This is a genomic window from Flavobacterium sp. N502540, assembly GCF_025947365.1.
Classification (GTDB): domain Bacteria; phylum Bacteroidota; class Bacteroidia; order Flavobacteriales; family Flavobacteriaceae; genus Flavobacterium.
Window position 1 is genome coordinate 5,314,121 of sequence record NZ_CP110012.1, and the last position, 16,770, is coordinate 5,330,890.

Below are 16,770 nucleotides of genomic sequence, written 5' to 3' on the forward strand. Positions count from 1 at the left end.
AATGAATTAGTTATAAAAACATAAATTATTCGCACTAAAAAAACAAAAAAACTAAATATCAATTAAAAAACACACCCTGTTTTAGCAATTTAATTACATATAATTAAATTATATTTACTTTAATGAATTATGATTATTGATACTTTTTAATTATTTTTGCTCCGAAACATTACCCATTTGAGATTATGATTAAAGAAAAAAATAATACTACACTTACTTTCGAAGATTTCAAAACTGAAGTAATGAACGACTATAAAATTGCGGTTACGAGCCGTGAATGTAGTCTTTTAGGACGTAAAGAGGTATTGACAGGGAAAGCCAAATTTGGAATATTTGGAGACGGTAAAGAAGTTCCGCAACTTGCCATGGCGAAAGCCTTCAAAAATGGAGATTTTCGTTCCGGATACTACCGCGATCAGACTTTTATGATGGCTATTGGCGAATTGACTCCAAAACAGTTTTTCGCAGGTTTATATGGCCATACCGATTTAGATTTTGATCCAATGTCTGCCGGAAGACAAATGGGAGGACACTTTGTAACACATAGTTTAAACGAAGACGGCTCCTGGAAAGATTTAACAAAACAAAAAAATTCAAGCGCAGATATATCTCCTACAGCCGGGCAAATGCCACGATTATTAGGATTAGCTCAGGCTTCAAAAATTTATAGAAATGTTGACGGAATTACTGTTAAAGATAAATTTACAGTAGACGGAAACGAAGTTGCCTGGGGAACTATTGGAAATGCCAGTACATCTGAAGGCTTGTTCTTTGAAACTATAAACGCTGCAGGAGTTCTACAAGTTCCGATGGTAATGAGTGTTTGGGATGATGAATACGGAATTTCGGTTCACGCCAGACATCAGACTACAAAAGAAAACATCTCTGAGATCTTAAAAGGATACCAACGTGATGAGGATTCCAAAGGTTATGAAATTTTCAGAGTTAAAGGCTGGGATTATGCTGAATTGGTTTCAACCTACGAAAGAGCCGGTGCTGTTGCACGTGAAGAGCACATTCCGGTTTTAATTCACGTAAACGAATTAACACAACCGCAAGGACATTCTACTTCTGGTTCACACGAACGTTATAAAAATGCAGAGAGACTGGCTTGGGAAAAAGATTTTGACTGTATCCGCCAAATGCGTTTGTGGATGATTGCCATCAACATTGCATCCCCGGAAGAATTAGCTGAAATTGATTTTGACTTGAAAAAAGAGGTTCTTGAAGCTAAAAAAGAGGCTTGGAATTCTTTCATCAATCCAATTATTGAAGATCAGAAAAATCTTTTGGCTTTATTAGGACAAATTGCTGAAGCCAGCATCAATCATAAAGAAAGAATACAAAAATATATTTCGGAATTAAGCGCTATCAAATCACCTTTAAAAAAGGAAATGCTTGCCATAGCAAGAAAGATATTGCGTTTTATCGAAGTACCAAACAGTAAGGTTTTATTATCCAACTGGATTACAAATTATATTGAAATTACACAACCAAGATTCAGCAGTAACTTATACTCTGATTCTGATTTAAATGTATTTTCAGTTGAAAAAGTACTTCCAAAATATGCCGAAGACGCGAAAGCAGACCTGGACGGAAGAATGATTTTACGTGATAACTTCGATGCCTTATTTACCAAATACCCGGAGACTTTAATTTTTGGTGAGGATGTTGGAAACATTGGTGACGTAAATCAGGGATTGGAAGGTATGCAGGAAAAATACGGAGAACTTCGTGTTGCCGATATCGGAATCCGTGAAGCTACCATCATTGGTCAGGGAATTGGAATGGCTTTAAGAGGTCTGCGTCCGATTGCTGAGATTCAATATTTAGATTATTTACTATATGCCATCCAAATCATGAGTGATGATTTGGCAACATTACAATACAGAACAGTAGGTAAACAAAAAGCACCGTTAATTATCAGAACCCGCGGACACCGTTTAGAAGGTATCTGGCATTCAGGTTCACCAATGGGAATGATTATTAATGCCATTCGTGGTATTCACGTTCTCGTTCCAAGAAACATGACTCAGGCCGCAGGATTCTACAACACCCTTTTAGAGTGTGATGAACCGGCTTTAGTAATCGAATGCCTGAACGGTTACCGTTTAAAAGAAAAAACACCTTTAAACTTTGGTGAATTCAAAACACCAATTGGTGTGGTTGAAACTCTAAAAGAAGGTTCAGATATTACACTTGTTTCTTACGGATCGACTCTAAGATTGGTAGAGCAGGCTGCTGTTGAATTGTTAGATTTAGGCATTGACTGTGAAGTTATCGACATTCAGTCTCTTCTTCCTTTTGACATCAATAAGGACATTGTAAAAAGTATCGCCAAAACCAACCGTTTGCTTGTAATTGACGAAGATGTTCCTGGTGGAGCTTCAGCATTTATTTTACAGCAAATTATGGAAGAGCAGAATGCTTACCACCATTTAGACAGTAAACCGCAAACGCTTGCTGCAAAAGAGCACAGACCGGCTTATGGAACTGATGGTGACTATTTCTCAAAACCTTCTACAGAAGATATTTTCGAAAAAGTCTACTCTATGATGCACGAAGTTAACCCTTCTAAATATCCAGCTTTATACTAAGAATTTAGCTCATTATACAAAAAACTCCCCAAAAGAAAATATATTTCGTTTGGGGAGTTTTTTTTTAGTTTCAAGTTTCAAGTTTCAGGTTTCAGGTTTCAAGTTTCAGGTTTCAAGTTTCAGGTTTCAGGTTTCAGGTTTCACATCTCACAAACTTCCCGCCTAACCTGCTTCAATCAAATATCCTTTAAAATAGCTCTTGCTTTTTCTAAATCCTCGGCAGTATCAATTCCGATTCCGACATGAGTGGTTTCTACCATCTTAATACGTTTTCCAAATTCTAAATAACGTAATTGTTCTAATTTCTCAGAAGCTTCTAAAGATTTCATCGGCAGACTGTAAAAATCCAGTAAAGCCTGTTTTCTAAAAGCATAAATTCCGATGTGCTGAAAATAACGTACCCCAACATCTTTATCTCTTGGATACGGAATTACTGATCTCGAAAAATACAAAGCAAACTGCGACTGATCGACCACCACTTTTACATTATTCGGATTGTTAATTTCAGTTTCATCGGTAATCTCACGCATTAAAGAAGCCAGATCTATTTTGCGTTCTCTGTCTTCTTTAAACACAGACAAAACCTGTTCTAAAGGTCCGGCTTCAGTAAAAGGTTCATCTCCTTGTACATTTACCACAATATCAACATCAAGACCTGCAACCGCTTCTGCAATTCGATCACTTCCCGATTCATGTTCTTTAATACTCATAATTGCTTTCCCGCCCTGATTTACAATTTCATTATAAATTAAATCGGAATCCGTTACCACAAATACATCGCCAAATAATTTTGTAGCGACGGTTGCTTCATACGTTCTTAAAATCACGGTTTTCCCTCCTAAATCCTGCATTAGTTTGGCAGGAAAACGTGTTGATGCATATCGCGCCGGAATTACAGCTATAATCTTCATTCTATTTTTCTTTTATAAACTTCTAAACAAATGTAACTATTCAAAACTAATAAGTTTAAAAAAAATATTCTTTGTCGCAATTTACAAATCTGAAGAACAGTCCCTTAAAAAATGCATTATATTTATCAGAAAAAACCACTATGAAAAAACACCTGATTTTGCCATTACTTTTATTAAACTTAACTTTAATTCCCTCGGCCTTCTGCCAAAAAAAATCTACTATAAACAATGCCTTCACAGATCGCATTTTCAACGGACAAGGATATCAGCCTACTTCCAGCCTGAAATGGAAATTCAAAACTGATGGTAAAATTTTCTCCTCTCCAGTTGCAAAAAACGGTATTGTTTATATTGGCAGCGAAGATGGTTTTCTTTACGCTGTTGAAGAAAACTCAGGCAAAACAAAGTGGAAATTCAAAACTAACGGAGCCATCCACAGCACTCCCGGTATCTTTGAAAATGCTGTTTTCTTTGGAAGTTTCGACGGAAACTATTACGCGGTAAACACTCAAAACGGGAAATTAATCTGGAAATTTAAAACCGATGGAGAACATTGGTTTGGAGAAAAGGGCATATTTGGACTGAAGCCGGAAACTCAATACATGGAAGATTTATGGAGTTTTTATCTGTCGTCTCCTGTAGTTTACAAAAAAGAAAAACAAGCTGTTGTGTTGTTTGGCAGCAGTGACGGAAATGTTTATTCGCTGGATGCCAAAACAGGAAGTTTAAAATGGAAGTTTAAAACCAACGGACCTGTCCACGGAACTCCGGTAATCGATCAGAATAAAATTTACGTTGGCGGCTGGGATGCTGTTCTATACGCTTTAAACATAAAAACCGGTAAGGAGATCTGGCGCTTTGCAACAGGAACAAAACCGGGTTTCAAAGGAATCCAATCCTCGGTAGCTGTTGCTGATGGAAAAGTCTTTTTTGGAGCCAGAGAACCATTCTTCTTTGCTCTTGAAGCCGAAACCGGAAAATTGGTTTGGAAATACGATGCCGAAAATTCCTGGGTTTTAAGTACTGCAGTTATTCAAAATAATACGGTTTATGTAGGAACTTCAGACACCTATGCCCTACTGGCTCTGGACGCCAGAAATGGTGCAGAAAAATATCGATTCAAAACGAATGGTTACATCTATAATTCTCCCGCTATAGCAGGAAATACTATTTATTTTGGTGATTTTACAGGCAATTTCTTTAGTCTGGATCTTCTCTCAAACGGAAAGAAATCTAAAACCATAAGTACTGAGAATCGCAAGCAATTTGCTGCTTCTGTCTTAAAAAATGATTTATTAGATTCTGGTCACGCTGCGCACTACACAGACCTTTCTCTATATGAAAACAATAAAAAAGCAATGGATGAATTGTACAAACTGGGATCGATTGTTTCTTCGCCATTTATCAGCAACAATACGGTTTACTTCGGAAGTGCTGACGGTTATCTGTATGCGTATAACTTAGAAAAAGAATCATAAATTAGGATACCACAGAGCTTCACAAAGATGCCACAGAGATTCACAGAGTTTTTTTGTGCTGCGTAATTTTTCTCACGCAGATTTTGCAGATCCAGCAGATTTTTCATCATAGAATGCGTAATAGATTTTTCCAAATTTAATCTGCCTAAATCTGCAAAATCTGCGAGAAACCTTTTTATATAATATTTAGCAACAAATTACTTGAGAATCGCCGACAGTTATTTCAATCACTATAACCTAGAAGAAGAGAAAATAATCTTAGCGAATCTCCGTGGCATCTTTGTGGATCTCTGTGTAATAACCAGCAGAGATTCGCAAAATCGAATTACATTATTTTTACCGATGTCATGCTCAAAGAACCTGCCAATAGTTTATCATTAAACAAACTAAGTTCTTCCGACTTTTCTTTTAATCCTAAAGTATACAATAATGGCAGATAATGCTCAGGAGTAGGAATTGCCAATTGGGTCGCTTTATTTATTTTTTCGAAGTCAATCAAAGGCTGAAAATTATCGTTCAACAAGTAACTGTTGATGGTTTCCCGCGCCTCAATTGCCCAATCGTATCCGTAATTGTCTTTATCAAAGTTCCTGAAATCGACCAATCGCAAATTATGAACGATGTTTCCGCTTCCAATAATTAAAACTCCTTTGCGGCGTAACGATTGCAGCTTTTGTGCCAACTCAAAATGATATTGTCCTGACTTTGTATAATCAATACTCAACTGAATCACAGGAACGTTCGCTTCCGGATACAGATGTTTGATTACACTCCAGGCACCATGATCCAGTCCCCAGTGCTCGTCTAAATCTACAGGCACAGGTTCTAATATTTTTTTAGTCTCCTGAGCCAATTCCGGACTTCCTTTTGCGGGATACTGTACCTCAAAAAGAGCTTGTGGAAATCCTCCGAAATCATGAATCGTTCTGGGCATTTGCATCGCTGTTACTTTGGTACCATTGGTAAACCAGTGCGCCGAAATACACAAAATAGCATTAGGCTGCGGAAGTGTTTTTGCCAGATTTCGAAAACCGGTCACAAACTGATTTTCTTCAATTGCATTCATCGGACTCCCGTGTCCCAAAAACAAAACCGGCATTTTATCAGTATTCGAAAACGAAGATGAAATCGAATGTAAGTCGTTTAGTGTTGTCATAGTAAATGGTTATAACACGAATTTCGCAGATCTTACCATTACTAAATCTAAAAAATTCGTGACAATTAGTGAAATTCGTGTTTTATTCCTCGAAACTCTCGTCTTTAAACCCTATCAAATATAACTTATTTTTAGCACGTGTCATAGCCGTATACAGCCATCTGATGTAATCGCGATCAATTCCGTTTGGCAAATACGGCTGTTCGATAAAAACGGTGTTCCATTGCCCACCCTGCGATTTATGACACGTAATCGCATAGGAGAATTTCACCTGCAAACCGTTAAAATATTCGTTTTCTTTTACTTTCTGAAACTTCTTGTATTTGGTACTTTCACCTTCATAATCTTTCATTACTTCCTCATACAAACGATTGGATTCTTCGTAGGTTAAAGATGGAGATTCACTTTTTATGGTATCTAAAATCAATACCGTTTCAAAAGGCTTTTGGTCCGGATAATCGACCATTCTGATTTTCACCTTTGCAAAATTAAATCCGTACAATTCTTTGATTCCAAAAAGCTCCAGAACTTCGATAATATCTCCATTGGCAATAAATCCAGCCTCATCTGTTTCTTTCAGCCAGAAATAATTATTCTTAACCACCATCAGAAAATCTCCTGCCGACAGTTCACTTTCTTTAAATAAAATTCTGGTTCGGATTTGCTCGTTATACTGATTGGCTCTTTTATTCGAGCGAACAATAAAAGCGGTATCTTCAATGCTATAATTACTGTAAGCCATATTGATAGCATCCTGAATGTCATACCCGTCCGTCAATCGAACAATGTCTTTGAATCCTCTAACATTAAATCTAAACTCAGTAATAAAACTTTCCTTCAGCAATTCTCTTAGTTCTGTCGCATTGAACAAAATTCCTGAGCTTTCTTCCTGACGCATGACCTCGTCCAGCTCGATATGTTCGACTTCTTTACCATAGTGAATCCCTAAAGTATGCGTATCCAAAGCCGGGCTAATATCCATATTTACAGGAGGAAGCTGAGCAGTATCTCCTAAAAGAATCATTTTACAATTGGTTCCCGAATAGACATAGGTAATCAAATCATCCAGCAGTGATCCGTTATCGTACAATTTTGAATCGGAATTATTATCAGAAATCATCGAGGCCTCATCGACGATAAAAATGGTGTTTTTATGTTTATTTTGCTGTTTGGTAAAAGCCACGCCTCCACCGGAAGACTTCTTCGGAAAATATATTTTTTTATGAATCGTAAATGCGGGTGTATTCGAATAACTGGCGATTACCTTTGCCGCACGTCCCGTTGGTGCCAGCAAGACAAACTTTTTATTAATATCCCCTAAATTGTTCACTATGGTCGAAATCACAGTTGTTTTTCCCGTTCCTGCATATCCTTTCAAAACAAAAATGGTGTCGTTAGCCGGTTCGGTTAAAAAAATAGCGATTTTTTGAAAAAAAATATCCTGCTTATAAGTTGGTGCAAATGGAAATTTTTTTTGCAAAACGCCGTAAAACAATGCTGAATTCATAGGGTAAATTTAAGATACAAAGTTCGTCTTTTTAAATGGCAATGCCAATTTAAAATTTTAATCCCGGCAGAATTCATAAAGAACCCTAAATTAATTTTTCAAAAAAAACTTTTCTTAACTTTCTTTTAAAATGAATGTGAAATTGTTTTTTGAAATTGCAATTATTATTGTTCCTTTTTAATTTGTAAGTTTGTGGTCGCCTAAAATTCCTTCTTGTAAAACAGGTAACGAATTGTAAATCAATATGTCATTACAAAACACTAACATCACTTCAAAAAATTACAAAAAGCTTTCTATTCAGGTTTCTCTGACCGGATTGTCATTTTGTTGTTTTGACACTTTAAATAATACGGTTACTTCTTTAAAAGAAATTCATTTCGATACGTTTCACAAAACGACTAAAGTTGAAGAATTGTTTGGAGATGCTTTTAGAAATCACCCGGAACTAACGGAAACTTACGATGAAGTTTTAGTGATTCACAATAACAATCTTTCTACTTTTGTTCCAACGGCTTTGTTTGATGAAAACTACCTTGGAAGTTACCTGCAATACAATACAAAAGTTTTCGAAACTGATTTTTTTGCTTACGATCAGATTTCAAAATACCAAATGAATGCGGTTTATATACCGTATGTTAACATCAACAATTTTTTCATCGATCAGTTTGGCACTTTTGATTACAAACATGCCAACAGTATTTTAGTCGAAAAAATTCTGGACGCTTCTAGAAACAATGACGATAAAAAAATGGTCGTTAATTTCAACCCCGGTCATTTTGAAGTGATTGTAGTCCAGAATCAAAAACTATTATTATTCAATTCATTTGAATATCAAACACCTGAAGATTTTATTTATTATTTGCTTTTTACTGCCGAACAATTAAGTTTGAATCCTGAAAGTTTTCCGCTTGAATTATTAGGCACAATCGACCAAAACGATGCGTTTTATGCCATTGCATATAAATACATTCGTCATATATCCTTTTTGGATGTAAGCACCTTACAGCAAAGAAATAGCTTCACCACAACCGAAAATCAAAAACATTATATCCTATTCCAATCATGAGAATCATTTCAGGGAAATACAAAGGACGCCGCATTTTTCCGCCAAAAAACCTTCCTGTAAGACCAACAACCGACATGAGTAAAGAAGCATTGTTTAATGTTTTGAACAATCATTTTAGTTTTGACAGTTTAAAGGTTTTGGACTTGTTTTCAGGAACCGGGAACATCAGTTTTGAATTCGCCTCCCGCGGAAGTGCTCCAATTACCTCAGTAGACGGTGATTTTGGATGCGTAAAATTCATCAAGCAGGTTTCGTCAGAATACGATTTTGACATCGCGGCAACTAAAAGTGACGTTTACAAATTTCTGGAAAACTGTAAAACATCCTACGACATTGTTTTTGCCGATCCGCCTTATGGATTTGACCAGGCAGCATTTGAGAAAATTGTAGTAACGGTTTTCGAAAGAGAATTACTTCACGAAGACGGTATGATGATTATCGAACATTCGAAATACACCAAAATGGATCATTTGAGTAATTTTTCTTTTCAAAAAAGTTACGGAGGATCTTTCTTTAGTTTCTTCGAATTGAACTCCACTGATGACGATGAAGAATTGCCAGACGATTCATCGACTAAAATAACAGAAGAAGACGAAGGGTAAACCTCGCTCTGCCAATACTGTCATATCGGGCGAAGTCAGAACATTTTAAGTTTAAAACTTCGCTCAGAAAGACAATTTCACAACTCTGTTTTATCTTATACGATCTGAATTCTCCTCCATCCTCTTCCCTTTGAATTCGGATTCCCTTACTTTTCCAAAAGAATACTTTACAGCAACTGAAACCTCATGTTCATCGATCAAATATCTTGATTTCGAACTGATATTGTTAATGGTAAAAACTTCTGCTTCCGTTATACTTTTAAACACATTATTAAAACTTAACACACAACTCCAATTTTTAAAGAACGTTTTAGAAACGGCCACATCTACGACCGTTCTTGCATTTCTTTCAAAAACTCCTTTGTACTGCTTTGTAATTGTCCTGAAACCAACCGCTAATACATAATCTTTTGGAAGCCTAAATTCGTTATTGGAGTAATAATAAAAATAAGGTTTTGAAGACCTGAATACGGCCGAAGAGTCTTCAATTTTCTCTGAAACAAAAACCAAAGAGTTTGTAGTAGTCCAAAATCTATAAGTGAAAGGCAATTCAAAATCAAGAATCAAGGCGGACTCTTTCTCAAAATTCACATCTTTAAAAGTCATGATATTGAGTTCCTTATCAAAGAAAAAACTATTATAAACAGGGTTTGTATTTTGATAATACGTTAGCTTCACCGATTTATCATGGTATTGAAATGTAGACGAAATCTCGTTGACAATCGTGGGATCTAAATTAATATTTCTGGCATATAAAAAGTACGGATTGATATAAGTTGTTCCCTGACTTAAAGAAGAATAATTAGGTCTCGAGATACTTTTGGCATAATTAACACTAACACTCTTTAAGCTGTCTATCGCAAATGAAAGCTGTACTTTAGGGAAAAAATTAGTGTAATTTTTACGGATTAGAGGCGTCAAATCTGCTTTAAATTTCCCATCTACCTTTGTATTTTCAACCCTTACTCCAGCGGAGAATTCTACTTTCTTAATTTTTCCCGAAAATTGACTGTAACCCGCCAAATTTTGCTCTTTAAAATCATAATGGCTAAACTCTTTTTCTTCATTTTCATAATGTAACAAATCAAAATCTGATTTGGAGACGGCAGAAGAATACAATCCTCCAATTTCAAATTTCATCTCATTTTTAAACTTCTTTTCAGCATCAATTCTACCCGAAAAGACATTCACCTTAAATTTTTGATCGCGAAGCTGTGCCCATTCAAATGGAGTTTCATTGTACTTATTCTTAACATTACTCCACAATGCCTGATCAAAATCAGACCACTGCAAGCCAGTAAAAACCTGTGCATCAATAGCTTTTATTTTTTTATTATAATTCAAAAAAGAGTTTACAAAATTCTTTCGGGTATCATTATCACTGTAGGTTAACACGTTATTTTCTATCTCTTTATTCTTATTATAAGTTATGGTATGAATAGGAAAAATATCTTTCTGAAGCTTACTGTTAACACTAAACGAAAAATAATCCTCTTCATTTATCTTATAAAACAGACTTCCTCCAAAAATAAACTGCCTTTTTTTAGAATAGGCCTCCACATCATATTTAGAGGCAATTTCGGCATTGGGAATTTGGTAATCAATACTGTGATTTTCCCAGGGCTGTAATTTATTGTAATTAAAATTAGCCTTCCATTCCAGCTTGTTCTTTTTAAAACTGGTATTAAATCCGAGATAATTATTGTACTTTTTTTTAAAAGAAGCAACCTCAGAAATCTCAGTTCTAAAACGGTCTTTTTTACTAAATTTCCTGGTAATCAAAATTACAGAACGCCCTTCGGCCTCATATTTAGAAGATGGGTTCTGAATAATTTCGATCGTTTTAATATCGGCCACAGCCAAAGCATTCAAATCATTCATTCCTACTTTTTGATTGTCGATATAAATTAAAGGATTCCCTCTGCCCACAACAGAGATACTTTCTCTATCTGAACTGATTTGAACAGTTGGTAACTTTGCCAGCAAATCGATTGTATTGGGAATAACGTTATAAATAGAATTGGCAACATCGACTTTTACATTTCCATTTGTATTCGTAAAAGTCTTTTTATTCTGAGCAATCACAACTTCATTTAGCGTATTCGAAAGACTGTCTTTTGGGGTCTCGCTTTGTGCATATCCCGCTAAAGAAAATAAGAACAAAAAGAGAATTAAAAAAAGTTTCACCAGCAAGTTAATGTTCATTTTTGGTTTGATTTTAATTTATAGTCCTGCAAAAATGCTTCTAAAAAAGAATCGTGAAAGTTAATTGAAGGTTAATGCGGGGTTAATGTGATTATTGTCTGACAAAAGGATTATTTTTGAATGGAGAATGACCCGGAGATTTATATCCGTTTAATAAATCACATTGCAGTCATTAAAATTTATGAAACACATAGATACATAGCTCTTAGGTGTCGTAAAGGAGGCAAAAAAGAAATATCTTTCTTTTCACATAAACTATGTGTGTTTTAAATAAGTGAAACGTGTTTTTTTTAGGCAAACAAAACAAACCCGCGTAAACCAGTTTAATCTGTAGTATCAGTGTGGCAATAAAAACAATTCATGAAACAAAGAATCAATTTACTAATAGCTTTTTCTGTCATCGCTCTGATTGTTTTATCAACAGTGCAATGTTATTTGGTAAAAACAACCTACGATTACAAAGTGGCACAGTTTCACACCGAAATCAAGAATAAAATTGCCGGTATCTCTAATGATTATAGCGACATAGACTCGGTAATAGTCGCCAAAAAAGAAGCGCTTTACCAGCAATTATCTGAAAATTACATTCAGGGAAAAAATAACAAGTTTGAGATAAAAAAGTATATTCTGGAAAATGAATATAGCGACGCTTTGACACAAAAAATTCAGAGCAAATTTAAAAGAGATTTACCCGACCTAAAAATAGACTTTGCAATTGTCCTGAATAAATTTGTTCTGTACCCCAACCACGCAAAAGCGGATACCATTTTCTCTGAAAAGCCTTTTATCCGAAACAAACTATACGGAAATCTGATCTCATTAAATCATGCCTTTTTAGTTCGGAATTATGTTGGAACTACCAACGGAACTTTTGAAAATAAGAATTACAAATTATTGACTGAGGATTCGATGTACGTTTCAGTAATCGACTGGGAAATGATCATTTTAAAACGAATGACCTTCGTTCTCATTTTGTCTTTACTTTCAATAGCAACCCTGATAACTCTTTTTTTTATTGCCATAAAAGCATTAATCAAACAGAAGAAGGCCAACGATGTTAAAACCGATTTCATCAATAATATTACCCACGAACTAAAAACCCCTTTGACGACTTTAGGTATTTCGACCAAAATATTAGAGCGAAAAGACATTCGGGATAATGACGAGAACTTTAATGCTATCGTCAATACAATTTCACGTCAGAACAATCGTTTACAGAATTTGATTGATCAGGTTATGGCCAATTCGCTGGCAGAAAACGGAATCGAATTGCAAAAAGAAAATATCGAAACCGAAAATTTTCTCTTGACGATCGTTAATGATTTTAAAATTACATATCCTAAAATCGACATTAAAACCAATTTTCAGACACAGAAAACAAACTTGCTTCTGGATAAATTCTATTTGACTACCGCTCTTCTGAATGTTTTGGAAAATGCGGCAAAATATGGTTCGAACTCCATTACATTAAAAACAAATCTAAACCAAAATCAATTTTCGATTAGTGTTGAAGATGACGGAATCGGGATTGAAAAGAACAAACAATCTCTTCTTTTTGAAAAATTCTATCGAGTAGAACAAGGAAATCTTCACAATACAAAAGGTTTAGGATTAGGATTGTATTATGTTGATCAAATTATAAAAGCGCATCAGGGCTCTGTTAGCGTGGTGAGTGATCTTGGAAAAGGAACTCAGTTTACTATTTTATTAAAAGTTTAATTCCCTTATTTTGAAAAAATTACTTTTAGCCGAGGACGATTTTGATTTTGCGGCAATTTTGAAACAATATTTAGAATTACATCAATTTGAAGTCATTTGGGCAGAAAATGGAGAAACAGCTTTAGACTATTTTTCAAGTCAGACTTTTGACATTTGTATTTTGGATGTCATGATGCCAAAATTGGACGGATTTTCACTGGCCGAAAAAATAATTACAATCAACCCTGAGATTCCATTTATTTTTTTAACTGCACGAAAGTTAATAGAAGATAAAATCATCGGATTAAAACTGGGTGCAGACGATTATATCATAAAACCTTTTGAAGTAGACGAACTCATTCTGCGTTTGCAGAATATTCTAAAAAGAATCGAACAAAAAAGAAGTCTGGATGGAAACAACATAATCGAAATTGGCTCTTATGTTTTTGATAACGAAAGACTAACCCTAAATAACAAAAATCATGTCCAGCAGCTTACAGAAATGGAAGCTGCTCTTATTGAGTATTTATATCTGAATCATAACCAGTTATTAAAGAGGGATCAAATCTTAATGTCGGTCTGGAAAAAAGATGATTATTTCTCAGGACGAAGTATGGATGTTTTTATTAGCAGGCTCAGAAAATATTTTAATTCCGATCCGAAAATCAGCATTGAAAGCACCCGAAATATTGGATTGGAATTTAAAATAGAAAAACCTTGACAAAGCAAGGTTTTTCTTTTTTAAATACTATCACTCAATAACTTTTGCGTAAAGTAAAAATACTTTCTTTACCCCCCGAAACTAGCTTAGTCCATTCAGCAAAACAAATCACAAATCTAAGGCAACAATATGTTAGTTATCTTTTCATAAAGCGGCGTTTTTACGTCATACTTAATCCCTTCAGTCAATACAAACTTAGTAAGTGAAAGGGCTTCGGTATTCTTGCCTGCTAATAGATCTCTGTGCATCGACGATGTAGCTTCGCGTGGTGATTTTTCCAACTTAAGTACGGTCTGATTTACAATATCATCCGGCAGTTTTAATCCTTTTGCTTTGGCAACCGCATCAATTTCCTGTACAAGTTCTACATAAACTGCCATCGCCTCCGGACGGTCTATAATTTCGCCAATATGCAAATTCAGATAGGAAGTCGTCGAGGCCAATGCCGAAATAAAAATAAACTTTTCCCATACTGTTTCTTCAATATTTTCTACCCAATAACTTTCAATTCTGGCCTGCTGAAAAATTCCTTGTAATTCTTCTAATTTTGAAGCAGAAACCGTCTTAGAACCAAAAAACAATTTCTCATAAAAACCCATTTTTCTGATGGTTCCGGGTAAAGTAATCATCGAAATGATATAAACACAGCCTTGCAGAATATCGTTCTGAGGAAATATTTTCTGAATGCGTTCAGGTGCGTCAACTCCATTATACAATGGAAGAATGACCGTTTTAGCCACAATACAGCTTTGAAGTAAAACTAAACTTTCCTCAATATCATAGGTTTTGGTAGCACAAATTAAATAATCCAGTTCACCAATTTCCTCCGGATTATTTGAAACCAATTTTGGATGCACAATCATTTCTGAGTCATCCGTTACAATTTTCAATCCGCTATCAGCAATAGCTTTTTGTGTGGCGCCACGAGCAATAAAGATAACTTCGACTTCATCAGATTTATAATAGGCTTTCGCCAAAAGTCCGCCGAAATAACCACCTACTCCACCGAGTCCTAAAATTCCAATTCTTTTCATAAAAATTCAATTTAACAAATTCTAAGTTTCAAATCCCAAATTCCAAACCTCAAATTCCAAGTTTCAGGTTTCAAGTTTCAAGTTTCAGGTTTCAGGTTACAGGTTTCAAGTTTCAGGTTTCACATCTCACAATATTATTCCTCTACAACAGGATCCAGGTTCAGCTCTGTAAAATCGCGTTCTGTTTTCGAAATGATAATTGTTGCCACCGTATTTCCAATCAAATTGGTAATCGCTCTCGCTTCACTCATAAACTTATCAACCCCCAGTAAAAAAGCCAAACCTTCAACCGGAATTTTATGTAAGGCCGTTAAAGTTGAAGCCAACACAATAAATCCGCTTCCGGTTACTCCGGCAGCACCTTTTGAGGTAATCATCAAAATTCCGATAACACTTAAAATCTCAAAGAAACTCAAATGCACATCATACAATTGCGCCAGAAATATTACCGACATCGACAAATAAATTGAAGTTCCATCCAAATTAAAAGAATAACCCGTTGGAATCACCAATCCCACAACCGATTTACTGCATCCCATCTGTTCCAGTTTCACCATAATACTCGGTAAAGCTGCCTCAGAAGATGAAGTCCCCAACACGAGTAAAAGCTCTTCCTTAATATATTTCAAAACAGAGAGAATCCTGATTTTATAATATCTCAGAATGCTTCCCAGAATCAGAAAAACAAAAAGTGCCATCGTTAGATACACGCACAACATCAATTTCCCAAGCGGAATAAGTGTTTGCAGACCAAACTTCCCGATAGTGTAAGCCATACCGCCAAAAGCACCAACAGGAGCGAGATACATCACATATTTTAATCCCAGGAAAACCACATTAGAAAAACGTTCTAAAACCAGAATCGTCTGTTCTCTTTTTTTATAAAAATTCAATGCAATACCACAAACAATAGCGGCCAGTAAAACCTGGAGTGTAAAATTGGACAAGAAAAACTGCAGCCATGAGAAATGCTCCGCAGCATTCGTTGTATATTGACTGGCATCTCCCAAAGTCAAACTGGATTTGTCGATTTTGCCGGGTTTAAAAAAATAGGCAACAGCCACGCCTATAGCCAAAGCTACAGTCGAAACCACTTCAAAATAACCTAGTGCTTTAATTCCAATTCGCCCCACTTTTTTCAGGTTCCCCATTCCGGAAATTCCCAAAACGATCGTCAGAAATATAATCGGGCCAATAAAAAGTTTGATCAATGCAATAAACTTAGCTCCCAGTATTTCCATTTTCACCCCATTCGCGGGCGAAAAATGACCGAGCAAAATTCCAGCAATAATGGCAATAAGAACCCAAAAAGTAAGATTCGTAACGATAAGCCTAAAAGTACTTTTTTGGGGTTGATTTGAAGGTTTTGGAGCAGTTATATTCATGAAGGCAGATTAGAGAGTTTCACAAATATATAAAAAATGCAGACCTATAAGCCGGATTCTGTCCCCGATAAATCGGAGCCTTATCATTTATCTAGATCCCGTATTGCTACGAGACTCAAGCTACCTACCCTTCAACAACGGACGAGAAGCCCTTAAATGCTGATATACTTGGTATTTCACCGCATAGAGTTTACCTGGTTTCACTACAGCATTATCTGTACATACTTTCTGTTGCACTTGTCCTTGCCCCGATTAATCGAGACCGACGGGTATTACCCGCTATGCTTCTCTGTGGTGTCCGGACTTTCCTCCCTTCCGATCAATCGGAACGACGATAAGGCGGTCTGCGGGGCAAAAGTAACACTTTATCAACTAAAAATAATGATTTTAAATTTTAGATTTTCGCGCCA

The 16,770-nt window shown here is 35.7% G+C and carries 12 protein-coding genes and 1 other RNA gene; 6 read left to right on the forward strand and 7 right to left on the reverse strand.

Translation table 11 applies throughout. The features are described from left to right. The first annotated feature begins 185 nt into the window (after positions 1 to 185). Entirely contained in the window at positions 186 to 2,597 is a 2,412-nt protein-coding gene (locus tag OLM58_RS21750) for a thiamine pyrophosphate-dependent enzyme (RefSeq protein ID WP_264530633.1), read from the forward strand. Between the two features lie 176 nt (positions 2,598 to 2,773). Here OLM58_RS21750 and kdsB read toward each other — a convergent pair whose 3' ends face one another. Further along, a complete protein-coding gene (gene kdsB / locus OLM58_RS21755) occupies positions 2,774 to 3,508 on the reverse strand; it encodes a 3-deoxy-manno-octulosonate cytidylyltransferase (RefSeq protein ID WP_264530634.1) in 735 nt (244 codons plus the stop codon). Positions 3,509 to 3,648: 140 nt separating this feature from the next. Here kdsB and OLM58_RS21760 point away from each other — a divergent pair, with 140 nt between their 5' ends. Next, on the forward strand, positions 3,649 to 4,986 hold the full coding sequence (locus tag OLM58_RS21760) for a PQQ-binding-like beta-propeller repeat protein (RefSeq protein ID WP_264530635.1): 1,338 nt from the start codon (positions 3,649 to 3,651) through the stop codon (positions 4,984 to 4,986). 325 nt (positions 4,987 to 5,311) lie between these two features. Here the strand turns inward: OLM58_RS21760 and ygiD are convergent, their stop codons facing one another. Beyond that, entirely contained in the window at positions 5,312 to 6,142 is an 831-nt protein-coding gene (ygiD, locus tag OLM58_RS21765) for a 4,5-DOPA dioxygenase extradiol (RefSeq protein WP_264530636.1), read from the reverse strand. 82 nt (positions 6,143 to 6,224) lie between these two features. Then, positions 6,225 to 7,649, reverse strand: a complete 1,425-nt coding sequence (locus tag OLM58_RS21770) for an ATP-dependent DNA helicase (protein WP_264530637.1) — start codon at positions 7,647 to 7,649, stop codon at positions 6,225 to 6,227. A gap of 244 nt (positions 7,650 to 7,893) precedes the next feature. Between OLM58_RS21770 and OLM58_RS21775 the strand changes: the two genes are divergently transcribed. Continuing rightward, positions 7,894 to 8,715, forward strand: a complete 822-nt coding sequence (locus OLM58_RS21775; protein WP_264530638.1) for a DUF3822 family protein — start codon at positions 7,894 to 7,896, stop codon at positions 8,713 to 8,715. Continuing rightward, entirely contained in the window at positions 8,712 to 9,317 is a 606-nt protein-coding gene (locus OLM58_RS21780; RefSeq protein WP_017496661.1) for an RsmD family RNA methyltransferase, read from the forward strand. Before OLM58_RS21775 ends, OLM58_RS21780 begins: the two co-directional genes overlap by 4 nt. A gap of 90 nt (positions 9,318 to 9,407) precedes the next feature. On the opposite strand, the gene OLM58_RS21785 is transcribed toward OLM58_RS21780, so the two are convergent. Next, positions 9,408 to 11,522, reverse strand: a complete 2,115-nt coding sequence (locus OLM58_RS21785; RefSeq protein WP_264530639.1) for a TonB-dependent receptor domain-containing protein — start codon at positions 11,520 to 11,522, stop codon at positions 9,408 to 9,410. A gap of 360 nt (positions 11,523 to 11,882) precedes the next feature. On the opposite strand from OLM58_RS21785, the gene OLM58_RS21790 reads away from it, so the two are divergent. Continuing rightward, complete coding sequence (locus OLM58_RS21790) at positions 11,883 to 13,241, forward strand: sensor histidine kinase (RefSeq protein WP_264530640.1); 1,359 nt, start codon at positions 11,883 to 11,885, stop codon at positions 13,239 to 13,241. A gap of 10 nt (positions 13,242 to 13,251) precedes the next feature. Then, positions 13,252 to 13,941: a response regulator transcription factor gene (locus tag OLM58_RS21795; RefSeq protein ID WP_264530641.1), complete on the forward strand. Its 690-nt coding sequence runs from the start codon at positions 13,252 to 13,254 to the stop codon at positions 13,939 to 13,941. A gap of 116 nt (positions 13,942 to 14,057) precedes the next feature. Here the strand turns inward: OLM58_RS21795 and OLM58_RS21800 are convergent, their stop codons facing one another. The 3 genes from OLM58_RS21800 to rnpB all read right to left on the reverse strand — a co-directional run bounded on the left by OLM58_RS21800 (position 14,058) and on the right by rnpB (position 16,711). Continuing rightward, positions 14,058 to 14,975 (reverse strand): ketopantoate reductase family protein, encoded by a 918-nt coding sequence (locus tag OLM58_RS21800; RefSeq protein WP_264530642.1) that lies wholly within the window; start codon positions 14,973 to 14,975, stop codon positions 14,058 to 14,060. A gap of 134 nt (positions 14,976 to 15,109) precedes the next feature. Continuing rightward, complete coding sequence (locus OLM58_RS21805) at positions 15,110 to 16,360, reverse strand: cation:dicarboxylate symporter family transporter (protein ID WP_264530643.1); 1,251 nt, start codon at positions 16,358 to 16,360, stop codon at positions 15,110 to 15,112. 31 nt (positions 16,361 to 16,391) lie between these two features. After that, an RNA gene (gene rnpB / locus OLM58_RS21810) (RNase P RNA component class A) lies at positions 16,392 to 16,711 on the reverse strand. Positions 16,712 to 16,770: the final 59 nt, after the last annotated feature.